22 protein-coding genes are annotated in these 23,607 nt (G+C 70.5%); 5 read left to right on the forward strand and 17 right to left on the reverse strand.

Annotated elements, in window-relative coordinates; all coding sequences use genetic code 11:
* Window positions 1-99: 99 nt before the first annotated feature.
* From ET445_RS18315 to ET445_RS14670, 7 genes are read right to left on the reverse strand one after another with little or no spacing between them, the layout of a single operon-like run.
* Window positions 100-591 carry an ABC transporter permease gene (locus ET445_RS18315; RefSeq protein ID WP_279433478.1) on the reverse strand — a complete coding sequence of 164 codons (492 nt, stop codon included), beginning with the start codon at window positions 589-591 and terminating at the stop codon, window positions 100-102.
* Window positions 588-1,151, reverse strand: a complete 564-nt coding sequence (locus ET445_RS18320; RefSeq protein ID WP_279433479.1) for an ABC transporter permease — start codon at window positions 1,149-1,151, stop codon at window positions 588-590. Before ET445_RS18320 ends, ET445_RS18315 begins: the two co-directional genes overlap by 4 nt.
* Complete coding sequence (locus ET445_RS14650; protein WP_129191929.1) at window positions 1,148-2,689, reverse strand: sugar ABC transporter ATP-binding protein; 1,542 nt, start codon at window positions 2,687-2,689, stop codon at window positions 1,148-1,150. Before ET445_RS14650 ends, ET445_RS18320 begins: the two co-directional genes overlap by 4 nt.
* Window positions 2,686-3,189, reverse strand: a complete 504-nt coding sequence (locus ET445_RS14655) for an RbsD/FucU family protein (RefSeq protein WP_243695220.1) — start codon at window positions 3,187-3,189, stop codon at window positions 2,686-2,688. The genes ET445_RS14650 and ET445_RS14655 overlap by 4 nt, the downstream gene beginning before the upstream one ends.
* Window positions 3,186-4,130 (reverse strand): amidohydrolase family protein, encoded by a 945-nt coding sequence (locus tag ET445_RS14660; RefSeq protein WP_208008429.1) that lies wholly within the window; start codon window positions 4,128-4,130, stop codon window positions 3,186-3,188. Before ET445_RS14660 ends, ET445_RS14655 begins: the two co-directional genes overlap by 4 nt.
* Window positions 4,127-5,119 (reverse strand): aldo/keto reductase, encoded by a 993-nt coding sequence (locus ET445_RS14665; protein ID WP_243695221.1) that lies wholly within the window; start codon window positions 5,117-5,119, stop codon window positions 4,127-4,129. Before ET445_RS14665 ends, ET445_RS14660 begins: the two co-directional genes overlap by 4 nt.
* On the reverse strand, window positions 5,116-6,417 hold the full coding sequence (locus tag ET445_RS14670; RefSeq protein WP_129191931.1) for an L-fuconate dehydratase: 1,302 nt from the start codon (window positions 6,415-6,417) through the stop codon (window positions 5,116-5,118). The genes ET445_RS14665 and ET445_RS14670 overlap by 4 nt, the downstream gene beginning before the upstream one ends.
* A 168-nt stretch (window positions 6,418-6,585) precedes the next feature.
* Here ET445_RS14670 and ET445_RS14675 point away from each other — a divergent pair, with 168 nt between their 5' ends.
* The 3 genes from ET445_RS14675 (at window position 6,586) to ET445_RS14685 (ending at window position 9,332) form a co-directional block, all read left to right on the forward strand.
* Window positions 6,586-7,434, forward strand: a complete 849-nt coding sequence (locus ET445_RS14675) for a fumarylacetoacetate hydrolase family protein (RefSeq protein ID WP_129191932.1) — start codon at window positions 6,586-6,588, stop codon at window positions 7,432-7,434.
* A gap of 46 nt (window positions 7,435-7,480) precedes the next feature.
* Complete coding sequence (locus tag ET445_RS14680; protein ID WP_129191933.1) at window positions 7,481-8,236, forward strand: SDR family NAD(P)-dependent oxidoreductase; 756 nt, start codon at window positions 7,481-7,483, stop codon at window positions 8,234-8,236.
* A gap of 220 nt (window positions 8,237-8,456) precedes the next feature.
* Window positions 8,457-9,332, forward strand: coding sequence for a fumarylacetoacetate hydrolase family protein (locus ET445_RS14685; RefSeq protein WP_243695222.1), 876 nt, complete (start codon window positions 8,457-8,459; stop codon window positions 9,330-9,332).
* A 72-nt stretch (window positions 9,333-9,404) separates the two neighbouring features.
* Here the strand turns inward: ET445_RS14685 and ET445_RS14690 are convergent, their stop codons facing one another.
* Window positions 9,405-10,868 carry an aspartate ammonia-lyase gene (locus ET445_RS14690; protein WP_208008697.1) on the reverse strand — a complete coding sequence of 488 codons (1,464 nt, stop codon included), beginning with the start codon at window positions 10,866-10,868 and terminating at the stop codon, window positions 9,405-9,407.
* Between the two features lie 251 nt (window positions 10,869-11,119).
* A complete protein-coding gene (locus ET445_RS14695; protein ID WP_243695223.1) occupies window positions 11,120-11,434 on the reverse strand; it encodes a hypothetical protein in 315 nt (104 codons plus the stop codon).
* Window positions 11,435-11,558: 124 nt separating this feature from the next.
* Between ET445_RS14695 and ET445_RS14700 the strand changes: the two genes are divergently transcribed.
* On the forward strand, window positions 11,559-12,845 hold the full coding sequence (locus ET445_RS14700; RefSeq protein ID WP_424922855.1) for a uracil-xanthine permease family protein: 1,287 nt from the start codon (window positions 11,559-11,561) through the stop codon (window positions 12,843-12,845).
* Window positions 12,846-12,939: 94 nt separating this feature from the next.
* On the opposite strand, the gene ET445_RS14705 is transcribed toward ET445_RS14700, so the two are convergent.
* From ET445_RS14705 to ET445_RS14730, 6 genes are all read right to left on the reverse strand, one after another.
* Window positions 12,940-14,409, reverse strand: coding sequence for an NCS2 family permease (locus ET445_RS14705; RefSeq protein WP_129191934.1), 1,470 nt, complete (start codon window positions 14,407-14,409; stop codon window positions 12,940-12,942).
* Window positions 14,410-14,518: 109 nt separating this feature from the next.
* Complete coding sequence (locus ET445_RS14710) at window positions 14,519-14,857, reverse strand: peptidase (RefSeq protein WP_129191935.1); 339 nt, start codon at window positions 14,855-14,857, stop codon at window positions 14,519-14,521.
* Window positions 14,854-16,032 carry an inorganic phosphate transporter gene (locus ET445_RS14715; protein ID WP_129191936.1) on the reverse strand — a complete coding sequence of 393 codons (1,179 nt, stop codon included), beginning with the start codon at window positions 16,030-16,032 and terminating at the stop codon, window positions 14,854-14,856. Before ET445_RS14715 ends, ET445_RS14710 begins: the two co-directional genes overlap by 4 nt.
* 88 nt (window positions 16,033-16,120) lie before the next feature.
* Window positions 16,121-16,603: an 8-oxo-dGTP diphosphatase gene (locus tag ET445_RS14720; RefSeq protein WP_165314414.1), complete on the reverse strand. Its 483-nt coding sequence runs from the start codon at window positions 16,601-16,603 to the stop codon at window positions 16,121-16,123.
* Between the two features lie 28 nt (window positions 16,604-16,631).
* Window positions 16,632-17,663, reverse strand: coding sequence for a 6-phosphofructokinase (locus tag ET445_RS14725; RefSeq protein ID WP_129191938.1), 1,032 nt, complete (start codon window positions 17,661-17,663; stop codon window positions 16,632-16,634).
* Window positions 17,664-17,806: 143 nt separating this feature from the next.
* Window positions 17,807-19,927, reverse strand: a complete 2,121-nt coding sequence (locus ET445_RS14730) for a DEAD/DEAH box helicase (protein ID WP_243695224.1) — start codon at window positions 19,925-19,927, stop codon at window positions 17,807-17,809.
* Window positions 19,928-20,196: 269 nt separating this feature from the next.
* Between ET445_RS14730 and ET445_RS14735 the strand changes: the two genes are divergently transcribed.
* Window positions 20,197-20,409 (forward strand): hypothetical protein, encoded by a 213-nt coding sequence (locus ET445_RS14735; RefSeq protein WP_129191939.1) that lies wholly within the window; start codon window positions 20,197-20,199, stop codon window positions 20,407-20,409.
* Between the two features lie 60 nt (window positions 20,410-20,469).
* Here the strand turns inward: ET445_RS14735 and ET445_RS14740 are convergent, their stop codons facing one another.
* Both ET445_RS14740 and ET445_RS14745 read right to left on the reverse strand, forming a co-directional pair.
* Window positions 20,470-21,510, reverse strand: a complete 1,041-nt coding sequence (locus ET445_RS14740) for a DUF2207 domain-containing protein (protein WP_129191940.1) — start codon at window positions 21,508-21,510, stop codon at window positions 20,470-20,472.
* Window positions 21,511-21,546: 36 nt separating this feature from the next.
* Window positions 21,547-23,556, reverse strand: a complete 2,010-nt coding sequence (locus ET445_RS14745) for a DUF2207 family protein (RefSeq protein ID WP_129191941.1) — start codon at window positions 23,554-23,556, stop codon at window positions 21,547-21,549.
* Window positions 23,557-23,607 lie beyond the last annotated feature (51 nt).

The raw sequence follows: 23,607 nt of genomic DNA on the forward strand, positions 1-23,607 counted from the left end.
GCGGTTGTGGGTCGGGTTGGGTGGGTGAGGACGTCGGGTTCCGGATGCCTCGAGTCGACGCCTGCGTCGGCGGGAGGCCTCGGATCCCGGTCGGCCTCGTCAGCCCCGCCGGCGGCGGAGCATGTCGAGGTAGACGGCGATGAGGATGACGACGCCGACGGCGACGGACTGCCATTCCTGGGGAACCGCGATGATGCGGAGGCCGTTGGTGAGCACCGCCATGATGAGCGCGCCGATGACGGTGCCGATGATCGAGCCCTTGCCGCCCTGGAGCGACGTGCCGCCGATGACGACGGCCGCGATGGCTTCGAGTTCGAGGCCCATGCCGCCCGTCGGCTGCGCCGATGAGAGGCGCGAGGCGGAGAGCACGCCCGCGACGCCGACGAAGAGGCCCGCGAGGGTGTAGATGATGATCTTCCAGCGGCGGACGTTGACGCCCGAGAGCGCGGTCGCGGCCTCGTTCGAGCCGATCGAGAAGGTGTAGCGGCCGACGATCGTCTTGGAGAGGAGGAGGGCCGCGACGACGATGAGCACGATGAAGATCAGCACGCCGAGCGGGAAGCGGATCCCGGGGATGATCGACAGGTTCATGATCTGCTGGAACTCGGGGTGTCGTTGAAGTAGATCGGCTTCGTGCCCGAGATGACGAGCGAGAGGCCCGAGGCGATGAGCATCATGCCAAGCGTCGCGATGAACGGCGGGATGCCGAGGATCGAGATGTTCGTGCCGTTGATGAGGCCGATAAGTCCGCCGAAGAGGACGGTCGCGAGGACGCCTGCCCAGAGCGGCCAGCCCCAGTAGGTGAGGAAGACACCGGCCATGACGCCGCACAGCACCATTCCGGTGCCGATCGAGAGGTCGATGCCGCCCGTGATGATGACGAACGTCGTGCCGAGGGCGAGGATGCCCGTCACGGTCGCAGCCGTGAGGATCGAGACGAGGTTGTTGGCCGTGAAGAAGTGCTCGTTCGCGATCGAGAAGAACACGACGATGACGACGAGGCTCGCAGCGGCGAGGAGCTGCTGGAGCGACCCGCGGAGCCGGGCGAAGCGGGGCTTGCCGGCCTCGATCGACTGGAAGGCGGTCGTCGACGGCGTCGCCCCGGCGGGTGCCGGCGTCGTGGTCGACTTCGGTGCGGTGGTGGGGGTCATCGTGCGATCGTTCCTTCGGCGCTGAAGCGGGTGGCGTAGTCCATGAGGTTCTCTTGGGTGGCGTCGGCGTTGTCGAGCACGGCGGTGAGCCGGCCCTCGGCCATGACGGCGATGCGGTCGGAGAGCCGCAGCACCTCGGGCAGTTCGGAGGAGATCATGACGATCGCCTTGCCCTCGTCGGCGAGGTCGCGCAGGAGCAGGTAGATCTCCTCCTTCGCGCCGACGTCGATGCCGCGCGTCGGCTCGTCGAAGATGAGGACGTCGCAGTCCTTCGCGAGCCACTTGGCGATGACGACCTTCTGCTGGTTGCCGCCCGAGAGGTTGCGGACGAGCTGTGCGGTCGAGGGCGTCTTGATGCGGAGCTTGTCGACGTACTCGCGGCCGGTCTGCTCGATCTTGCGGTCTTTCACCCAGCCGAGCGCGCCGATGTACTCGGTGAGCGAGGAGAGGACGATGTTCTCGCGGACGCTCCGCTCGAGGAGGACGCCGAGCTGCTTGCGGTCTTCGGAGAGGTAGCCGATGCCGAGCTTCGCCGCTTCGGCGGGGCTCTGGATCTGCACCTCCTTGCCCTGGAACTCGATCGTGCCCGACTGGAGCTTGTCGGCGCCGACGATCGCACGGGCGACTTCGGTTCGGCCGGCGCCCATGAGTCCCGCGAACCCGAGGATCTCGCCGGCACGGACGTCGAACGAGACATCCCGAAGCAGTGCCTTCGTCGTGAGTCCGCGCACCGACAGCACCACGGGGGCGTCGTCGCGGATCGCGGCGGGCCTCGCCTCGCCCGAGATCTGGCGGCCGACCATGAGCGAGATGACCTCGCGCTGGGTCGTGTCGGCGGTCGTCAGAGTGTCGATGTACTTGCCGTCGCGGAGCACCGTGATGCGGTCGGAGATGCGCGAGAGCTCCTCCATGCGGTGCGAGATGTAGATGACGCCCGTCTCGGGCGAGCGGAAGCGCTCGATGAGCTGGAAGAGCACGTCGACCTCGGCGTCGTTGAGCGCCGCGGTCGGCTCGTCCATGATGAGCACCTTCGCGTCGAAGGAGAGCGCCTTCGCGATCTCGACCATCTGCTGGCGCGCGACCGTGAGGTGCTCGACGCATTCGGCGGGGTCGAGCGCGAGGCCGAGCCGGTCGAACAGCTCCTGTGCCCTGCGGTTGAGCGCGCGGTCGTTGAGGAAGAGCCCGCCCTGGCGCTGTTCGCGCCCGATGAAGATGTTCTGCGCGACCGTGAGGTCGGGCATGAGGTTGAACTCCTGGTGGATGATGCTGATGCCCTGCTCCTGCGCGTTCCGCGGGCCGTCGAGCACGAGCTCGCGGCCGTTGATGCGGAACGTGCCCGAGTCGGGCGTGTAGATGCCCGCGAGGAGCTTCATGAGGGTCGACTTGCCGGCGCCGTTCTCGCCGACGAGGGCGAGCACTTCGCCGTGGCGCAGGTCGAGTCGCACGTCGTCGAGCGCCTGAACACCGGGGAAGCCCTTGCTGACGCCCTCGAGTTCGAGGAGCGGAGTGGTCGTGGCGGATGTCTCGTGGTCGCTCATGCGGCAGCCCTCCCGGTGTACGGGGCGACGACGCCCTTGCGGAGGATGAGGTTGCCGTAGGGGCGCTGCTCCCCCGTGCGGACGACGAGCCCGGCTCGCGCCGCCCGGTCGTAGAAGGCGAAGCGCTCGAGGGTGCCGACGCGGTCGGGGGCGGCCGCGGCGGCCGCGCGCAGGTCCAACTGCACGTCGCGGGCGCCCGTGGCCTCGCTCCCGTCAGGCCGCGCGGCGATGCCCATGAGCAGCACGGCCTCGTCTTCGTAGGCGTCGACGGGGACGACGGTGCGGATCGCCTCGACGACGTCGGGCGACGGATGCCCGGGGATCTCGACGACGGTCACGCCCGACCGGTGGGCCGGGAAGTTCGCGTCGGCGACGACGAGTTCGTCGCCGTGGCCGAGCCGGTCCAGCGCGGCGAGCAGGTCGCCGGTGAGGATCGGATGGATGCCGCTCAGCACGTGGGTCTCTCTTCCTTGAGATGTCGGGTCGAGTGTACTACTCATCGGATGTTTCCTGAGGTTTCAAGATGGTTACGACTCGAATCGTCCGAAATCGGGTGAATTGGTCTGATATCTGCGTTGAGATACACGCGCTCGGCAGTGTCATGGAGGATCGCCGCGCACTCATCGGGCGCGAGCCCGTCGAGCGCCGCGCGCATCACCGCCCACGTCGGCGCGTAGCCGCCGTGCCCGAGCGACATCGGCCAGTCGCCGCCGTACATGAGCCGGTCGGCGCCGAACGCGTCGAGGGCGAGCTCGAGCAGGGCTCCGACGCTCGCCTCGTGGAACGCCACCCCCGGCAAGTGCAGCCCCGAGAACTTCGCGACCGTGTTCGGAAGCGCCGCGACGGCACGGAACTCGGCGAGCCACGCCTCGAACTCGGCCGGGTCGGCCGACCCGAGCGGCGGCTTGCCGAGGTGGTCGACGACGACCGTGAGCTGCGGCAGCGCCTCGGCGAGCCGGCGCGTCGCCCCGAGGTGGCGCGGCCACGCGTCGGGCACGTCGAAGACGAGCCCTTCGGCGGCGACCGCCGTGAGCGACGCGCGCACTGCGGGCAGCTCGAGGAAGTCGTCGCGCGGGTCGTCGTGCACGAGATGACGGATGCCTCGGAGCATCCCCTCGTCTGCGAACCCGTCGAGCGCGGCGCGCGCCGCGGCCTCGTCGTCGAGCGGAACCCACCCGACGACCCCGGCGACCCACGGCTCGGCGTGCGCGACCTCGAGGAGGTAGCGCGTGTCGTCGAGGGAGTCGTCGGCCTGCACGAGGATCGCGCGGTCGACGCCCGACCCGACGAGCGCGGCGCGCGCCTCGGAGGGCAGGACGTCTCGGTCGAGGACGCCGACGGCGGGCGTGATCCACGGGTAGGCGCTGCGCGAGCGGTCCCAGATGTGGAGGTGCGCGTCGAGGACGTGCTCCACGCCGTGCAAGGTCGTGTCGGCGCTCACGGGATCACCCCCTGCGCTTCGAGCCGCTCCCAGAACCCGTCGGGGATCGGCGTGTGCAGTCGGTCGACGTTCTCGCGCACGGCGTCGGCTCGTGCTGTGCCGGCGACGACCGAACGGACCGCAGGGTGGCGGAGCGGGTACTGCACGGCCGCGACCGGGAGCGAGACGCCCTCGGCGCGGCAGATGTCGGCGAGTTCGCGGGCGCGCGCGAGCACGTCGGCCGGCACGTCGCCGTAGTTGTACGTGGCGTCCGCGGGCGGGGTGTCGCGTGCGAGGAGGCCCGAGTTGAAGGGCGCCGCGGCGACGACGCCGACGCCGCGCTCGACGCACAGCGGCAGGAGGTCGTCGAGCGCGGGCTGCTCGAGGAGCGTGTACCGGCCGGCGATCATGACGAGGTCGAGGTCGCCTTCGCGCACGGCCCGAGCCGCAACGGCGGCGTCGTTGACGCCGATGCCGATCGCCGCCACGAGGCCCTCGTCGCGGAGCTTCGCGAGCGCGGGCAGCGCCTCGGCGAGCCCGCGGTCGAGGTCGTACGCGTCGGGGTCGTGCAGGTAGAGGACGTCGACGCGGTCGAGGCCGAGGCGCTCGAGCGAGTCTTCGAGGCTCTTCCGCACGCCCGTCTCCGACGGGTCGAAGCGGCGCACGAGGTCGTTCGGCACGGCGAAGCCGTGGTCGAGGTCGTCGCCGCCCGCGAAGTCGGGGTTGGGTTCGAGGATGCGCCCGACCTTCGTCGAGACGACGAACTCGTCGCGCGGCCGCTCGCGCAGGAACGCGCCCAGCCGTCGCTCGGAGAGGCCGAGCCCGTAGTGCGGCGCGGTGTCGAAGTAGCGGATGCCTCCCGCCCACGCCGTCTCGAGCGCGGCGCGCGCCTCCGCATCGGTCACCTCGCGGTAGAGGTTGCCGATGGGCGCTGCGCCGAACCCGAGCGGGCCGAGCCGAGTGCCGACGGCCTCGGCCGCCGCACGCGTCTCGGGGCGGGCGGCGGTCACGCGGTCGCTCCGGCGTGGGCGCCGTGCCATGTGTACTGCTCGATCGAGGCCGGGACCATCTCGGTGCCCGCGCCCGGCGTGGTCGGCGTGACGTAACGGCCGCGGTCGATGACGACGGGCGTCACGAAGTGCTCGTGGAGGTGGTCGACGTACTCGATCATTCGACCCTCCATGGTGCCCGAGACGGCGACGTAGTCGAACATCGACAGGTGCTGCACGGCTTCGCAAAGACCCACGCCACCGGCGTGCGGACAGACCGGCACGCCGAACTTCGCGGCGAGCAGCAGGTTCGCGATGTTCTCGTTGACGCCGCCGACGCGAGTGGCGTCGATCTGCATGACGTCCATGCCGCCGGCCTGGAGCAACTGCTTGAAGACGACGCGGTTCTGCACGTGCTCGCCCGTCGCGACGCGGACGGGAGCGATGCCCCGCGCGATCGCGGCGTGGCCGAGGATGTCGTCGGGGCTCGTGGGCTCCTCGATCCAGGCGGGTTCGAACTCGGCGAGGGCCTTGACCCACGCGATCGCGTCGGAGACATCCCATCGCTGGTTGGCGTCGATCGCGACCGGGAAGCCGTCGCCGACCGCCTTGCGGGCGATCCCGAGGCGGCGGATGTCGTCGTCGAGGTCGGAGCCGACCTTGAGCTTGATCTGCGGGAAGCCGTCGGCGACGGCCTCGCGGCACAGGCGGTCGAGCTTCTCGTCGGAGTAGCCGAGCCAACCGGGCGTCGTCGTGTACGCCGGATAGCCGACCTCGAGGAGGTGGGCGACGCGCTCCGCGCGGCCGGGCTCGGCGTCGCGCAGGATCGCAAGGGCCTCGTCGGGCGTGATCGCGTCGGAGAGGTAGCGGAAGTCGACGAGCGAGACGAGCTCCTCGGGCGAGAGCGACGCGAGGTGCAGCCACAGCGGCTGGCCGGCGCGCTTCGCGCGGAGGTCCCACAGCGCGTTGATCGCGGCGCCGATCGCCATGTGCATGACGCCCTTCTCGGGGCCGAGCCAGCGCAGCTGCGAGTCGTGCGTGAGGAGTTTCGATCCTGCGCCCATGTCGGCGAGGAGGGCTTCGACATCGCGCCCGACGAGATGCTCGCGGAGCGCCTCGAGCGCCGCCACCTGCACGTCGTTGCCGCGACCGATGGTGAACACGAAGGCGTGTCCTTCGAGCCCGTCGGGGGCGTCGGTGCGGATGGTGAGGTAGGCGGCCGAGTAGTCGGGGTCGGGGTTCATCGCGTCCGACCCGTCGAGGAATCGGGAGGTGGGGAAGCGGATGTCCCGGGTGTCAACGCTGACGATCGTGCTCATGGCGTCCTTTCGTGCGAAGCCACCATAAACATCGGATGTCTCTGCTGTCAACACTTTCGATCTGTGCGAGAATCACGGTCGTATGACGATTCCGCGTCAGCACTGCTCGGATGATTCGAGGCAGATGCACGTGCGGATCGTGCACCGTTCAGCGTGGAAAGGACCCCCATGAGATTCGCCCGACTCGGCTCCGCGGGAGCGGAGATCCCCGTGCTCCTCGACGGCGATCGCACCCTCGACCTGCGCGGCGTGACGGCCGACATCGACGGCGCCTTCCTCGCGGGCGGCGGCGTCGAACGCGTGCGCGCCGCGCTCGAAGCCGGCGAACTGCCCGAACTCGAAGGCGCCGCAGATCTCCGCATCGGCGCGCCCATCGCGCGTCCGTCCGCCGTCTACTGCATCGGCATGAACTACGCCGCCCACGCCGCCGAGTCGGGCTCGGCCCCGCCCGAGCGGATGGTCATGTTCATGAAGGCCCCAAACACCGTGGTCGGTCCGAACGACGATGTCTCGATCCCCCGCGGCAGCGTCAAGACCGACTGGGAGGTCGAGCTCGGCATCGTCATCGGCGAGCGCGCGTCGTACCTCGCCGACGAGGCCGACGCGCTCGCGCACATCGCGGGCTACGTCACCGCCAACGACCTCTCGGAGCGCACCTTCCAGCTCGAGATCTCGGGCGGCCAGTGGTCGAAGGGCAAGAGCTCCCCGGGGTTCTGCCCGACCGGCCCGTGGCTCGCGACGCCCGACGAGATCGACGCGTCCGATGTGCGCCTCCGCAGCTTCGTGAACGGCGAGCCCCGCCAGGACTCGCGCACGAGCGACCTCATCTTCGGCATCGGCCGCATCGTGTTCGAGCTCAGCCAGGTGCTCGCCCTGGAACCCGGCGACCTCGTGCTCACGGGCACCCCCGAAGGCGTCGCCCTCTCGGGCCGGTTCCCCTACCTCTCGGCCGGCGACGTCGTCGAGCTCGAGATCGACGGCCTCGGCCGTCAGCGGCAGCAGTACGTCTCGGCGTGAGCCCGAGGCATCCGGAACTTTCTCCCACCAACCTCAGGAGGACAGCTTGACCACCGAATTCGAAGGCCTCGTCGCCGTCGTCACGGGCGGGGCCTCGGGCCTCGGCGCCGCGATCACCGCCCGCTTGCGGCGCGGCGGCGCGCGCGTCGCCGTGTTCGACGTCCGCCCCGACGACGCCGATGCCGACCTCGCCGTCGCGGTCGACATCACCGACGACGCGAGCGTGCGCGCGGGCGTCGACGCCGTCGTCGCGGCGTTCGGCCGCCTCGACATCGTCGTGAACAACGCCGGCATCGGCGCCCAGGGCGACATCGCCGCGAACGACGACGCCGAATGGGCGCGCGTGCTCGACGTCAACGTCGTCGGCGTCGCGCGCGTGAGCCGCGCCGCGCTCCCCCACCTGCGGGTCTCGCCCGCGGCCGCGATCGTCAACACGTCGTCGATCGCCGCGACCGCGGGGCTCCCCCAGCGCGCGCTCTACAGCGCGAGCAAGGGCGCCGTGCTCTCGCTCACGCGTGCGATGGCGGCCGACCACATCCGGGAGGGCATCCGCGTCAACGCCGTGAACCCCGGCACGGCCGACACCCCGTGGATCGGCCGGCTCCTCGCGTCGGCCGCCGACCCCGAGGCCGAGCGCGCCGCACTCGAGGCGCGTCAGCCGCACGGCCGGCTCGTGTCGGCCGACGAGGTCGCCGAAGCCGTCGCCTACCTCGCGTCGCCGCTCGCCGGTTCGACGACGGGCATCGGCCTCGCCGTCGACGGCGGCATGCAGGGTCTGCGCCTCCGCCCGATCGGGAGCTGACCCCGCGTCTCTCCGCCGCCGCCCCGCGGCATTGCGTGAAGTCCCGTGAATGGTCGCCTTCCCGACGGAATGGCGACCGTTTGCGCGACTTCGGCGTGCTGAGGGGCGGCGGATGCTCCGGAGCGGCCGCAGTCCGCCTGTCGCAACCGTGTACAGATCGTGACCTCACGTTGTACGCGACGTCAGGCACGGCACCTCCCACGGCGGATAGGTTGGATGGGTGAAGTTCGCCCACCTCAGAGTCGAAGGCCAGACCGTCCCGCGACTCGCGACGGTGATCGGCGACTCGGCGCTCTTCCTCGACGAGGTCATGGAGCACGCGCCGCGCGACCTCCAAGACCTCATCGAGCGCGGCGAGCGAGGGCTCGACGAAGTGCGAACGGCCGTCGACGTCGTCGTCTCGGCCGACGGCGACCTCACACCCGTCGCCGACCTCCGCCACTCCTCGGCGGTGCTCCGCCCGCCGCAGGTGCTCGCGATCGGCGCGAACTACGCCGCTCACGCGAGCGAGCTGAAGCTCCGCAGCGAGACGGCGATGACGGTGTTCTCGCTGTGGCCGAACTCGCTCACGGGCCACGGGCAGACGACGACCTGGCCCGGTGACCTCTCGACCCAGGTCGACTACGAGGCCGAGCTCGGCGTCATCATCGGCCGTCCGGCGCGCGGCGTGCACGTACGCGACGCGCTCGACTCCGTGTGGGGCTACACCGTCGTCAACGACATCACCGCACGAGACATCCAGTTCTCCGAAGCCCAATGGTCGCGCTGCAAGTCGTTCGACGGCTTCACGCCGACCGGCCCCGTCGTCGTCACCGCCGACGAGGTCGCCGACCCGCAAGACCTGTGGCTCACGACGAACCTCGACGGGCGCATCCTGCAAGACGCTTCGACGAACGAGATGGTGCGCGGCGTCGCCGAGATCGTGTCGTACCTGTCGCGGTCGGCGACGATCCCCGCGGGCACCCTCATCTCGACGGGCAGCCCCGGCGGCGCGGGCTATTCCCGCAGCCCGCAAGTCTTCCTCGAAGACGGCGCGACCGTCACCGTCACGATCGAGGGCATCGGGTCGCTCACGACGCACTGCCGCGTCATCTGACCGCACGCGCGCGGTCGAGGCATCCGGCGACCGTCGAGCGGATGCCTCGTGCGAGACATCCGCTCGATGCGCTCACTCGCTCGGCTCGGCCTTGAGGTCGATGATCGGGATCGCCTGCGTGACGGGGTGCAGGCCCGACAGCCGCGACGGCGAGAGCTGCTTCTCGACCGCTTCGCGCGTCATGAGGCCGGTCTCGACGACGAGGTCGGCGACCGGCCGCCCGGTCTTGAGCGCCAGCTTCGCAAGCGTCGCCGCCTCGGTGTAGCCGATGAACGGGATGAGCGCCGTGATGACGCCGACGCTCGAGGCGACCATCTGGGCGAGGCGGTCCTCATTGGCCGTGATGCCGTCGACGCAGTTCACCCGCAGCGTCCAGCACGCCTGGCGCATCCACGTGATCGACTGCATGAGCGAGTGCGCGATGACGGGCTCGAACGCGTTGAGCTGGAGCTGGCCGGCCTCGGCCGCCATGACGACCGTGACATCGGCGCCCGCGACGGCGTAGGCGACCTGGCTGACCGCCTCGGGGATGACGGGATTGACCTTGCCGGGCATGATGCTCGACCCGGCCTGCTTGGGAGGCAGGTTGATCTCGCCGAGGCCCGCCTGCGGGCCCGACGACAGCAGCCGCAGGTCGTTGCAGATCTTCGAGAGCTTGATGGCGCTGCGCTTCAGCGCGCTCGAGAACGTCATGAAGACGCCCGTGTCGCTCGTCGCCTCGATGAGGTCGGGCGCGGTCTCGAGGCGCTGCCCCGTGATGTCGCTCAAGTGCCGCACGACCAGGACGGCGTAGCCGGGGTCGGCCGTGATGCCCGTGCCGATCGCCGTCGCGCCGAGGTTCACCTCGGAGAGGAGCTTGATGGTCTCGCGGAGGCGCGCGATGTCTTCGCCGAGCGTCGTCGCGAAGGAGTGGAACTCCTGCCCGAGCGTCATCGGCACGGCATCTTGAAGCTGCGTGCGCCCGACCTTCAGCACGTCGTTGAACTCGCGGCCCTTCTTGCCGAACGAGATGCGGAGCAGGTCGAGCTCGGTGAGCATCGTCGTGAGCGACGCCGCCATCGCGAGCTTCAACGCCGTCGGGTAGGTGTCGTTCGTCGACTGGCTGCGGTTGACGTCGTCGATCGGGTGGAGAAAGGCGTAGTCGCCCTTCGGCCGGCCCGCGATCTCGAGCGCGACGTTCGCGATGACCTCGTTCGCGTTCATGTTCGTCGAGGTGCCGGCCCCGCCCTGGATGACCCCCACGACGAACTCGTCGTGGAACTCGCCGTCGATGATGCGCTGGCACGCCTCGTCGATCCACGCCGACTTCTGCGCCGTGATCGCGCCGAGCTCGCGGTTCGCGCGCGCCGCGGCCTGCTTCACCTGCGCGAGCGCGACGACGAGTTCGGGATAGACCGAGATCGGCCGTTTGGAGATCGGGAAGTTCTCGAGCGCCCGCATCGTGTGGATGCCCCAGTAGGCGTCTGCCGGAACGTCGACCGTGCCGAGCGAATCGGTCTCGGTGCGGGTCGGGGTGTCGGGTCGCGGGTGGTGCACGTACGTCTCCAGTCGTCGTTCGAACGGCGCATGGACGGTCGGGATCGTCACGATTCGGCTCCATTGCCTCAGGGCCCGCGCCTCGTGTGCGCGAACTGCTCTTCGTCGCCGCGGGGTCTCCGCGACGTGCCTTCGAGCCTACCCGTCGGCCTTCCGAACCCGGTGGACACGACGTCCAATGCGCACGCGCGCACACGACAGGGGGGCGAGGCCGAAGCCCCGCCCCGCGGCGTGCCCTGCTGCGCGTCGTCTCACCAGAAGAAGACGAACGGCAGCGCGGCGAGCCCGAACACGACGAACGCGACCGCGGCGATCGCGATGCCCGCGAGCATGACGGCGTTGAGCACGATGCCCCAGATCGCCATCGTGCGCGACGCCGGTTCTCGCGAGAGCGCGAGGGCGCCGAGGACGAGGCCGACGATCGGGACGACGAGCGTGTAGCCCGCGAAGATCGAGACGAGCCCGAGCACGAGGCTCGCGATGCTGAAGCCGCGCGACTCGGCGGCCGCCGGCGAGGCGTAGGCCTCGCGGCCGGGAACCGGAGCGGGCGCGGAAGCGGTGGACATGAGGTTCTCCTTCGTATGGATGATGCTTCCACGCTACGAACCGGCCGGGCACCGGGGTATGGGGCTAACCCCCCGATACGATCGAGGGTCGTCCGACCCCGCCACCGACCTCGATTGGATTCGCATGCCCCTTTGGACCGTCCACGGCGACGGCAAGACCGTCGCACCAGGCGAGGTCGTCGCCCCCGGCGAACGTCTCTCGTGGCCCCGCACGATCGGCCTCGGCGCCCAGCACGTCGTCGCCATGTTCGGCGCGACCTTCCTCGTGCCGCTCCTCACGGGCTTCCCGCCCGAGACGACGATCTTCTTCTCGGGAATCGGCACGCTGCTCTTCCTCCTCATCACGAAGAACCGGGTGCCGAGCTACCTCGGCTCGTCGTTCGCGTTCATCGCGCCCATCACGGCCGCGACGGCGTCGAAGGCGGCCGCAGACCCGATGGGCGCCGCCCTGTTCGGCATCGTCGCCGTCGGCGTGCTGCTCGCGCTCGTCGGCCTCCTCGTGCAGATCACGGGCACCCGCTGGATCGACGCCCTCATGCCGCCCGTCGTCGCGGGCGCGATCGTCGCCCTCATCGGCTTCAACCTCGCACCCGTCGCGAAGACGAACTTCACAGCAGCCCCGATCACGGCCCTCGTCACGCTCGCGGCCGTCATCGTGGCATCCGTGCTCTTCCGAGGCATCCTCGGGCGCATCTCGATCCTCCTCGGCGTCGCGATCGGCTACGTCGCTGCCGTCCTCCAGGGCGAGGTCTCGTTCGGCGCGCTCGAGAGCGCCGCGTGGATCGGGCTGCCGACCTTCCACCTGCCCGCGAACCCGATCGCCGACGCGGCCGTGTGGGGACTCCTGCCCGCGTTCCTCCCCATCGTGCTCGTGCTCGTCGCCGAGAACGTCGGCCACATCCGCGGCGTCGCGCAGATGACGGATGCCTCGGTCAACCGCTCGACCGGACGGGCGCTGCTCTCCGACGGCATTGCGACGACGATCGCGGGCTTCTTCGGCGGATCGGGCACGACGACCTACGGCGAGAACATCGGTGTCATGGCGGCGACGCGCGTCTACTCGACGGCGACGTACTGGGTCGCGGGCATCGTCGCCGTGCTGCTCGGCCTCTCCCCCAAGTTCGGCGCCCTCATCAACACGATCCCCGCAGGCGTGCTCGGCGGCGTCACGACCGCCCTCTACGGTCTCATCGGCGTCATCGGCGTCAAGATCTGGCTCGACAACAAGGTCGACTTCTCCAAGCCCGTGAACCAGTTCACGGCGGCGACGGCGCTCATCATCGGCATCGCCGACTTCACGTTCACGTTCGGCGACGGCGTCACGTTCAACGGCATCGCGCTCGGCACGATCGCCGCGATCGTGATTTACCACGTCATGAACGGCATCGCGAAGGCGCGCGGCACCGACTGAAGACACGTCTCGCGCTCGGCGAGGAGCAGAACGGCGGATGCCTCGGGGTCGGCCCCGAGGCATCCGCCGTCCGTGCGCGTCCGCGCCCTGCCGCTCAGCCCGCGAACAGGCTCTCGATCGGTCCGCGCGCGAAGTAGATCAGGAAGCCGGCCGCGACCACCCACAGGAGCGGGCTGATCTGGCGGGCCTTGCCCGACAGCGACCGCAGCAGCACCCATGCGATGAAGCCCGCGCCGATGCCGTTCGCGATCGAGTAGGTGAGCGGCATGATCGTGACCGTGAGGAACACGGGCAGCAGCACCGAGAAGTCCGTGAGGTCGATCGAGGTGATCTGGCTCATCATGAGCGCGCCGACGATGACGAGCGCTGCGGCGGCGACCTCGCTCGGCACGATCGACACGAGCGGCGTGAAGAACATCGACGCGAGGAACAGCAGGCCCGTGACGACGTTCGCGAGGCCCGTGCGGGCACCCTCGCCGATCCCCGAACCCGACTCGATGAACACCGTGTTGGACGACCCCGACGTGAGACCGCCCGCGACGGCGCCGACGCCCTCGACGACGAGCGCCGACTTCAGCCGCGGGAAGTTGCCCTTCGCGTCGGCGAGTCCCGCCTCTTTCGAGAGGCCCGTGAAGGTGCCCATGGCGTCGAAGAAGTTCGTGAACACGAGCGTGAAGACGAGCATGATCGCCGCGAGCGCGCCGATCCGCTCGAACGACCCGAACGACACCTGCCCGACGAGCGAGAGATCGGGGAGGCTCACCGGGCTGCCCGAGAACTCGGGCACCGTGAGCCCCCACCCGTTGGGGTTGACCGCATCGCCGTCGACGCGGGGGCCGAGGTTCCAGATCGCCTCCACGATGATCGCGACGACCGTACCCGAGAGCAGGCCGATGAGGATTCCGCCCTTGACCTTGCGGGCGACGAGGATGCCCGTGAGGAGCAGGGTGAAGACGAACACGAGCGTCGGCGTCGTACCCACCGAACCGTTGACGCCGAGGCCGACGGGCGGTGACCCGATGCCCGTCGAGGTCACGAAGCCCGCGTCGACGAACCCGATGAACGCGATGAAGAGGCCGATGCCGACCGTGATCGCGAGCTTCAGCTGGATCGGCACGGCGTCGAAGATGAGGCGCCGCAGGCCCGTCGCCGCGAGCAGCACGATGATGAGGCCGTTGATGACGACGAGCCCCATCGCCTCGGGCCACGTCACCTGGCCGACGACCGACACCGCGAGGAACGAGTTGATGCCGAGGCCGGCGGCGAACGCGAACGGCAGACGCGCGACGAGACCGAACAGGATCGTCATGACACCGGCTGTGAGGCCCGTGACGGCCGACACCTGAAGGAAGCCCAACTGGTTGCCGTCGACGTCGACGCCGCTCGACAGGATGATCGGGTTCAGGATGACGATGTACGCCATCGTCACGAACGTCACGAGACCGCCGCGGATCTCGGTGCCGACGGTCGAGCCGCGGGCGGAGATCTCGAAGAATCGGTCGAGGGCGGAACGTGGGGCGCCGCCCGCAGGCGGCGCTTCGGAGGTCTCGGGGGAGGTCGTCATGCGACGACTGTAGCGATCGCGGGCATGCGAGCGCATGCGTTTCGGCGCGCGAGTTCCGGCGCGTCGCGTCGAGACATCCGGATGTCTCGAGCCGCCCCGGATCGAACGCTCAGGCGCCGCCGTGCAGGGCGGGAACGATGAGATAGATGCCGAAGAGCACCGCGAGGCCCGACAGCGTGAAGCACGCGCACGCGCCGATGAACGCGAGCCGCTTCTGCGCGACGGTGAGGGGGTTCTTCTTCGCCGCCTTCGCGGCCCTCTTCTCGGCCGACTTGATCTGCGCGGGCGTGACGATCGTGATGGCGTCGGTGAACTCGGCCGGGGTCACGATGGGGGTGCGGCCCGATACCGTGAGCAGCCGCAGCCCGAGCGCGTATGTGCTCACGACGACCGCGGCGCCGACGAGCGCGGCGACGAGGACGACGACGAATGCGAGCCAGTCGATCACGCCTTGACCTTCTTCTTCGGCTTGGGGTTGCGCTTGATCTTCACCGCGCGGCCGGAGTCGGCGACCTCGCTCACGACGTTGTTGTGGGAGACCTCGCTGCGACGGGAGATCGCGAAGATCACGACGATGACGCCGATGCCGGCGATCGCGTCGATCATGATGCCGATGACGCCGAGGTGCGCGACGAGGGCCGCGAGGGCGCCGACCGCCGCCGCGGCGGGAAGCGTCATGAGCCATCCGAGTCCGATGCGTCCGGCGGTGCGCCAGCGCACCTTCGACCCGCGACGGCCGAGTCCCGACCCGATGACCGATCCCGAGGCGACCTGCGTCGTCGAGAGGGCGAACCCGAGGTGGCTCGAGGCGAGGATCGTCGCCGCCGTCGACGTCTCGGCCGCGAAACCCTGGGCGGGCTTCACGTCGGTCAGGCCCGTACCGAGCGTCTTGATGATGCGCCAGCCGCCCATGTAGGTGCCGAGCGCGATCGCGATCGCGCACACGACCACAACCCAGAACTCGGGCCCCGTGCCGACCTCCTGGAAGCCGACGGCGATCAGGGTGAGCGTGATGACGCCCATCGTCTTCTGCGCGTCGTTCGTGCCGTGCGCGAGCGCGACCAGTGACGACGAGAAGATCTGCGCGAAGCGGAACCCGTCGCGGCCGTCGGGCTTGCCGTCGTAGCGGCGGGTGATGGCGTAGGCGAGCCTCGTCGCGGCGAACGCGATGAGCCCCGCCGTGAGGGGTGCCAGCAGTGCCGGGAGGATGACCTTCGACAGCACGACGCCGAAGTCGATCGCCTGCAGGCCGAACCCGACGAGCGCCGCGCCGATGAGGCCGCCGAAGAGCGCATGGCTCGACGACGACGGCAGGCCGAGGAGCCACGTGAGCATGTTCCAGACGATCGCGCCGATGAGGCCCGCGAAGATGAGCTCGGGCGTGATGAGCACGCCGCCGTCGCCCTCGCGGATGATGCCGCCCGAGATCGTCTTCGCGACCTCGGTCGACAGGAACGCGCCGACGAGGTTGAGCGACGCCGCGATGCCGACGGCGACCTTCGGTCGCAGCGCGCCCGTCGCGATCGGCGTCGCCATGGCGTTGGCGGTGTCGTGGAAGCCGTTCGTGAAGTCGAAGAAGAGCGCCAGTGCGACGACCAGCACGACGATGAGGGTGAGATCCACCGGCGTCTTTCTCGTTTGTTGAACAAGGATTCACCGGGTGTTCACGCGGTGAGGGATACGGCTTCAGCGGCGCACGGCCCACACGATCTTACGCGACGGGGGTGGGCGCCTCCACCACGGTCGCGAGGTCGCGGCCGTAGACGAACGTGCCGGATGCGCGTCCGCCCGCGAGCACGCCGGGGAGCCAGCGACGCGCGTCGTCCCACATCTCGGCGAACGGCACCTCGTCGACGTCGAACCACTCGAGCGCGAGCTCGTCGCTCGCGACCTGCTCTCCCCCGAACCGACGGCTCACGAAGACGTTCGACTCGAGACTCCAGGCATCCCGGTGCGGGAACAGGTAGGTCACGCGGCCGCGGTACTCGAGGGCGGATGTCTCGACGCGGAACCCGGTCTCCTCGAGAAGCTCCCGTGCCGCCGCCTCGGCGGTCGACTCCCCCGGCTCGAGCTTGCCGCCCGGGCCGACGACGTAGCCCTCGCCGAACCCGCGCAGCTTACGGCCCAGCAGCACCTCCGTTCGCCCGCCCCGTTCGCGGAGCAGGTAGCACACCGACACCTGCGGAAGGGTCATCCGTCGCCCTCGAGCCGAGCGAACCCGCTCAGCCGAACAGGACCTTCGCCTCGTCGTAGCGCTCCTGCGGCACCGTGTTGAGGCTGCCCGTCGCTTCATGGATCGAGACCGTCTTGATGTCGGTACCGCGCAGCGTCACCATCTGGCCCCACTCCTCGCGGTGCGCCGCCTTCACGACCGCCATGCCGAGACGCGTCGCGAGCACGCGGTCGTATGCGGTCGGCTCGCCGCCGCGCTGGATGTGCCCGAGCACGGTCGCGCGCGACTCGATGCCCGTGCGCTCCTCGATGAGCGGCGCGAGCACGTCGGCGATGCCGCCGAGACGCGGACGGTTGAACGCGTCGAGGCCCTTCGTCGAGTGCGCCTCGGTCATCTCGGGGAGCGTGAAGCCCTCGGCGACGACGACGAGCGGCGCCCGCCCGCGCTCGCGGACCTGCAGCACCCACTCGACGATCTGGTCGATCGACTGCGGCTGCTCGGGGATGAGGATGGCGTGCGCGCCGCCCGCCATGCCCGAGTGCAGCGCGATCCAGCCGACGTGGCGGCCCATGACCTCGAGCACCATGCAGCGCCCGTGCGAGTCGGCGGTGGTGCGGAGGCGGTCGATCGCCTCGGTCGCGATCTGCACGGCCGTGTCGAAGCCGAACGAGTAGTCGGTCGCCGCGAGGTCGTTGTCGATCGTCTTCGGCACGCCGAGGACCTTGATGCCGCCCTCGTCGTAGAGTCGCCGCGCGGCCGTGAGCGTGCCCTCGCCGCCGATCGCGACGATGACGTCGATGCCCTCGCGGTCCATGAGCCACTGGATGTTGTCGGGCCCGCCGAACTCGCCCTCGAACGGGTTCGTGCGGCTCGAGCCGAGGATCGTGCCGCCCGTCTTCGAGAGGCCGCGCACATCGTGGCGCGTGATCGGGAAGTAGTCGCGTTCGACGACGCCGCGCCAGCCGTCGCGGAACCCGACGAACTCGTCGCCGTGCTCGATGATGCCCTCGAGGACGGCGCCGCGGATGACTGCATTCAGACCGGGGCAGTCGCCGCCGCTGGTGAGAAGGCCGATCTTCATGTCTGCGAGACTCCAAACACTGGGCTGACGTGATGTGCCGGACCGCTGCATCGGCGGAGCGATCCGACTCGCTCACTCTAGCGTGACCGCGGAGCGTGCCATCCGACCGGACGGCGCGCCCCGCGGAACCCGCTCAGAACCCGTCAGAGCGCGCCGTCGAGCGCTTGGCGCAGGAGGTGCTGCAGTGCGTCGAGCTGCACCGAGTCGGCCGAGCCGGGCTCGACGTCGCTGCCGTCGAGCGCGCGTGCCGCGAGGCCCTGCTTCTGGTCGATGAGCTCGGCGATGCGCGCGTCGACCGTGTGCGCGGCGATGATGCGCCACGCCGTGACCGGTTCGTCTTGGCCGATGCGGTGCACGCGGTCGATCGCCTGCGTCTGCTCGGCGCTCGTCCAGCTGAGCTCGGCGAGCACGACGTTCGACGCGGCCTGCAGGTTGACGCCGACGCCCGCCGCGGTGAGCGACGCGACGACGACGGCGACCTCGGGGTCGTTGTTGAACGCGTCGATCGCGGCCTGCCGGGCGAGCGCTGTCTGGTCGCCGCGGATCGACACCGTCTTGAGCTCGCGCGATGCGAATGCGGCCTCCGCTTGGTCCATGACGTCGATGTGCTTCGCGAAGAACACGACCTTGCCCGTCGAGCGGGCGAGCTGGGCCGCGTAGTCGGCTGCGAGGCCCGCCTTGGCCTGACCGATCTTGCGGACCATCGTGAAGACGTTCTCGCCCGACTTCGCCGACTTCGACTCCTCGAGCTCGGCATGCGCGACCGCCCGGATGAACTGGTCTCGCAGGTCTTCGTCGAGGTCGCCGACCCGGAGCCCCCGGTTCTCGACGAGCGCGCGGAAGCGCGTCGCGAGCCGGTGCCCGAGCTCGCGCTCCGCGGCCCGGATCGAACGGCCGAGCTCGTCGTCGAGCTCGACGGGGAGGTCGGCGATGCGCTTGGCCGGAAGGTCGGCCGCGACATCCACCTTGCGACGACGCACGATGCCGAGGTCGATGACCGACCGGCGCGCCTCGGCGTAGAAGCCGTGATCGGCGGGCGTGAGCCCCGTCTCCTCGAGCTTGCGGAGCAGCTCGGGCGCGGGCTTGTCGCCGTCGATCCAGCCGAGGAACTGCCAGATGGCGCGGAAGTCGTCGACGTCGTTGATGAGCGGCGTGCCGGTCAGGGCGAGGAGCAGCGGGTCGCCGCCCGGTGCCGTCTTGCGGATGCGGTCGGCGAGCGCGAGCACATTCTTCGACCGCTGCGACTGCAGGTTCTTGATGAAGTGCGCCTCGTCGACGACCATGCCGCGGAAGCCCATCGTCGCGAGCCACGACATGTGCCGGTCGAGGACGTCGTAGTTCACGACGACGACGTCGGCGAACGCGTCGAGCGAGTCGCCGTCGCCGTGGATGACCGTCGCGCGACGATGCGGCGTCCACCGCTCGACCTCGCGCGCCCAGTTCATCTTCACGACGTTCGGCACGACCGCGAGGAGCGGGTAGGCGTTCGCCACGGATGCCGCGAGCACCGACTGCGCCGTCTTGCCGAGACCCGGCTCGTCGGCGAGGAGGAACGTGCGGTGGCCCTCGCGCGCCGACTCGATGAAGCGCGCCTGGTGGTTCATGAGCTCGAGGCCGCGCGGCGACAGCCGGTCGAGCTTCGGCGCCTCGGGCAGCTCCATCGTCGCCGCCTGGCCGCCGGAGCCCTGCTCGAACGATTTGAAGAGCGGCCCGAGGAGCTCCCAGTTCGCGAGACGCCGGACGGGGACGACCGGCTGCGCCGCCTTGAAGTCGGGAGCGAGGAACGGGTTCGCGAGCTGGAACGAGCGCACCGACCGCGGCACGACCTGGTTCTCGGCGGGCGCCGCGACGGGTTCGGGCTCGCGCGTGATGATGAGCTCGTCGGGGCTCAGTTCGGCGCCCGACTCGATGAGCCAGTCGCGGCGGAAGCGCTGCGCGACCTGGCCGACGGATGCGTCGGGCTCGAGGAGTGCGATGAGGCTCGTGTCGCGCGCCGCCGTCTTCGCGAGGATCTGAGCGATCCCGTCGAGGCGCTTGAGGAGCTCGGCACGGGCGGCCGGCTCGATGTCGGCGGCGTTCTTCACCCGCGCGCGCTCTTCGCGCATGAGGAGCGCGATGACCTGGAACTTGGTGCGGTTGGTCGGCCCGAGCTTGTTCTTCTGCGCCTTCTGCTCGACCTCGCGCACCTTGCGCGCGAGGATCGGGATGATGGGCGCGTCGTCGTCGCGCGAGCGCGTGCGCTGCCGCTGCCTGGTCTGGGCCAAAGGTCCTCTCCCGTTCGTCGGGGTGCATCCGATCGCGTCCGAGTCGCCGATCGGGATCGTGACCGCACGGGCCGCGCGGGTGGCGACGCGTCGTGCGATGCGCGAATCCGGGCTGCTGGATCGGGCCAGCCGAGCAGGACGCGGGCGGAGCCCGCGCCGTCGGGCCGAGAACGGATTCGTCGGGCGCCCTCCCATTCTAGCGGGCATCAGGCCTCGGAGCGCGAACGCAACCCCGTGCGTCCGGTGGCGCGCCGCCGTACGATGGGTGAATGGACGATCTCGCAGGGGCGGGCGGAGACGTCGCGCCGGAAGACGACTTCACGGTCGTGCAAGACACGGAGTTCGACGAACTCGACGTCCCCGAGGACGACGACGCACGGCCGATCGACGATTCGCTCGTCGACGACCTGCCCGGCATCGACGCCGAACGGCGCGTCGACCTGAGCGACGATCGCGCGAGAGCGGCCGAACCGCTCGAGTGACCCGGGCGCGCGCTACCCGAGCGACACGCGTCGCCGCAGGAGTCGGCCGCGGTCGCGACGTCAGCGGAGGCTGAACGACGCCGAGACGCCCGAGCCGCGGGTACGGGCTCGGCTGCTCTCGACGGGCACGCCCGACCAGTTGACGGCCGCGATCTCGGCGGCGTCGTGCACGGCCGTGCCGAGCGTGCGGGGCTCGTCGGCGAACTCGACCGCCCACCACGGCGGGACCCCGCCCCGGGCAGCCCATTCCGCGGCGATCGCGTTCCCCCACTCCTCTTCGAGCTTGCACAGGACCGCCCACGGCAGAAGCGCCGCGTCGACGCGGCCGCCAGCGAGGGCGGAGCGAAGGGATGCCTCGACCCCGTCGAGTTCGGCACGGAACGCGAGCCCGCGGCCCGAGAGTCGCACGACCCCGCGGTTGGAGAGCGAGATGCCGACCACCGCCGCGAACGCCACGACGATCATCGGGATCATGCTCGGCAGGGCGCCCGCGTCGCCGTCCGTGAGCGAGGCCGCGACGAGCGTCGCGGCGAACCCGACGAGGCCCGCGTACCACGCCACCCGCGACGGCCGGGCTCCCTTCTCGGCGCGGAGTCCGCGGTCGACGAGGCGCCGCTCGACCGTGAGCATGAGGGCGACGAACCCCTCCCGCACCCCGTCGTCGACGGTGTGGAACGATCGCCGCCCGATGCTCGGGGGAAGGAGCACGTCGAGCACGCGGCGCGCGTCGGGGTCGGTCGGCTGGGCGTCCGCGACGCGCTCGAGCTCGGAGTCGCCGACGTCGGTGAGGACGAGCCGCACGCGCCCCGCGACGGCTTCGCCGAGCACGATCGCCGCGACCGCGCGCTCGGTGCGGTCGAGGACGACGGCCGCTTCGGCGAGCGACAGTCCGGCGGGCACGACGGGGGCCGCGGCCGGCCCGCCCGCAGTGGCCGCGACCGCCGCCCGCCGCGGACGGTTGCGCACGAAGCGGACGATCCATGCGAACGCGCACGCGACGAGCGCGAGCGCGGCACCGCCGACGGCCACGGCGACGGCGACGTCGGTGATCGCCGCCCAGGCTGCGGCACGGTCGAGGGCGGTGGCGAAAACGGGCGACATGAGCACGGACTCTACCTCGGTTCGTGAGGACGGCCGTCACGCTCTGCACAGCAGCACCGAGAGCCGGCACGGCGGACGCGCGTCAGACGCCCCCGCCGCCGCCTCCGCCGCCCCCGCCCCCGACGATCCGCCGCCGCCCGACCCGCTCGACGAGGAACTCGAAGACGAGCCCGACCACGTCGTCGACGCGGCCGACGAGAACGACGCCATCCCGGTGCTGAAGGCGACGGCGTCGAACGCGCCGCGCCCCGAATACCAGCCGGGCTGCTCCCCGCGCGCCTCGTAGAGCGCCGCGAGTTCCCGAGCCCACTCGCGTTCGAGGCCGAAGAGGACGGCGTACGGCAGGAGGCGTTCGTTGAGTTTCAGCACCGCGGCACTGTCGAGCGGCGCCGGCTGCGAGGCATCCGGAATCGAACCGGCGGATGTCGCGGCCGACGCGCCGCTCGGAACGCGAAGCGCCCCGCTCGGACTCTGGAGCACCCGGAGCCGGTCGGCCTCGGCGAGGCGGATGTACAGGCGAAGGCCCTCGAGCCGGTCGTGCATGTCACGGCCGCGCTCGGTGAGCGGGCGCACGCTCGAGACGGCTCCGATCGCGACGAGCGCGAGGACGACCGCGCCGCCGAGCGCGACCGCGGGCCACCAGCCGCCCCTGGCCTGATCGAACGCGAAGATCGCGAACACGACGCCGACGATCGCGCCGACGACGGCGATCGCCGCGACGAGCAGCCGCAGCCCCGGATCGGGCGAGCGACGGTAGCCCGTCGTCGTCACGAACTTGCGCGCCCGGCTGCGGAGGGTCTGCAAGCCCGTCGCGAGGCGGTCGCTGCCGCCCTTCAGCGGTCGCCGCTCCCCCGGGTGCGCGCCGCGCGGGAAGAGCAGGCGCACGAGTTCGCCCGCGCCCGGGTCGGGGACATCCCGCCCCTGGCTGTCTCCGCGCGCGAACTCGACCGCGTACTTCTTGCGCGACGTCTCGACGATGCGCACGCGCCCTTCGACCGCGAGCTCGAGGATCGACGCCGTGACCCCGCGCCCCGGCGCGCCGACGAGGTCGGCGGCCTCCATGATCGAGACGCCCGGCGGAGGCTCGTACTCGGCGACGACGATGCCGCGGCCGGGATGATTGCGCCAGCGTGTCGCGCGCAGGACGAGCGCCGTGAGCGCCGCCCCCAGTGCCCCGAGGGCGCCGACCCCGCTCGCGACGGCGACCGGCGACGAGAGGAACGCGTCGTCGCGCGGGGTGAAGGTGCCCTGTTCGAACGCGGCCGCGATCGTGAGATTCTCGTACGGGCCGAGGTTCGCGGCCGAAGCCCGAAGGAACGGCACCGCCGTCGGTGCGTCGCCCGCGACCTCGGGCGCGAACACCTCGAGCGACTCGCACGGAGTCCCCGAACCGCTCCAGCCCCGGTAGCACGCGGCGTCGCCCGTGAACGCGGCGGCGATCTCGGGCTCGACCCGGAGCTCGGCGGTCACCCGCCCGAAGGGCTGCGCCCAGCCCGTGCCGTTGACGTCCCAGTAGAACTCGTCGATCGCGGCGTCGTCGGGCACGTGCGTGACATACCGCTGGTCATACGAGATGACGTAGGTCTGCTCGCCGTGGACGAACCCGCGCGCGGCGATCGTCACGAGGAGGAAGCCGTCCTCCGACGCCGTCTCGAACGACCGCGGCACGCCCTCGCCGTCGGTCACGCTCGTGATCCGGATCTCGGTCGGGTGGCCGTCGTATCGCTCGGGGATCGCGCGGCGGATGCCGTGGTTCTGGTCGAAGTCGGGGAACACGGCGACGAGTCGCTCGGTCGTCGTGAGGGTCGAGTGCCCTTCGTCGTCGCGGCCGAGGTCGTAGACGGCGTCGAAAGAGGCGAACGAGAAGTCGTCGACGTCGGCGGGGAGAGCCGCGACGGGTGCGAGAGCGGTGGATGTCCCGGTACCGGTGGATGTCTCGCCGACGGCGTTGCCCGCCGCGGCGGGCGCGACCGCGAGGAACCACGCGGCGGCGAGCGCCCCTGCGGCAGCGACTCGGCGCAATCCGATCGGTCGGCGACGGGACATGGCCCCACGCTATCGGCCGCGAGTCTTCCTCGGATACAGCCGCCTGCGAGC

Source organism: Agromyces protaetiae, from assembly GCF_004135405.1.
In the GTDB taxonomy this organism is placed as follows: domain Bacteria; phylum Actinomycetota; class Actinomycetes; order Actinomycetales; family Microbacteriaceae; genus Agromyces; species Agromyces protaetiae.

Coding starts and splice junctions, on each gene's coding strand:
- ET445_RS14695 (WP_243695223.1), bottom strand. CDS start 11,434: ATGTCCACCGCTTCCGCGCCCGCTCCGGTTCCCGGCCGCGAGGCCTAC.
- ET445_RS14650 (WP_129191929.1), bottom strand. CDS start 2,689: ATGAGCGACCACGAGACATCCGCCACGACCACTCCGCTCCTCGAACTC.
- ET445_RS14725 (WP_129191938.1), bottom strand. CDS start 17,663: ATGAAGATCGGCCTTCTCACCAGCGGCGGCGACTGCCCCGGTCTGAAT.
- ET445_RS14705 (WP_129191934.1), bottom strand. CDS start 14,409: ATGACGACCTCCCCCGAGACCTCCGAAGCGCCGCCTGCGGGCGGCGCC.
- ET445_RS14735 (WP_129191939.1), top strand. CDS start 20,197: ATGGACGATCTCGCAGGGGCGGGCGGAGACGTCGCGCCGGAAGACGAC.
- ET445_RS14745 (WP_129191941.1), bottom strand. CDS start 23,556: ATGTCCCGTCGCCGACCGATCGGATTGCGCCGAGTCGCTGCCGCAGGG.
- ET445_RS14720 (WP_165314414.1), bottom strand. CDS start 16,603: ATGACCCTTCCGCAGGTGTCGGTGTGCTACCTGCTCCGCGAACGGGGC.
- ET445_RS14740 (WP_129191940.1), bottom strand. CDS start 21,510: ATGTCGCCCGTTTTCGCCACCGCCCTCGACCGTGCCGCAGCCTGGGCG.
- ET445_RS18315 (WP_279433478.1), bottom strand. CDS start 591: ATGAACCTGTCGATCATCCCCGGGATCCGCTTCCCGCTCGGCGTGCTG.
- ET445_RS14655 (WP_243695220.1), bottom strand. CDS start 3,189: ATGAGTAGTACACTCGACCCGACATCTCAAGGAAGAGAGACCCACGTG.
- ET445_RS14675 (WP_129191932.1), top strand. CDS start 6,586: ATGAGATTCGCCCGACTCGGCTCCGCGGGAGCGGAGATCCCCGTGCTC.
- ET445_RS18320 (WP_279433479.1), bottom strand. CDS start 1,151: ATGACCCCCACCACCGCACCGAAGTCGACCACGACGCCGGCACCCGCC.
- ET445_RS14670 (WP_129191931.1), bottom strand. CDS start 6,417: ATGAGCACGATCGTCAGCGTTGACACCCGGGACATCCGCTTCCCCACC.
- ET445_RS14700 (WP_424922855.1), top strand. CDS start 11,559: ATGCCCCTTTGGACCGTCCACGGCGACGGCAAGACCGTCGCACCAGGC.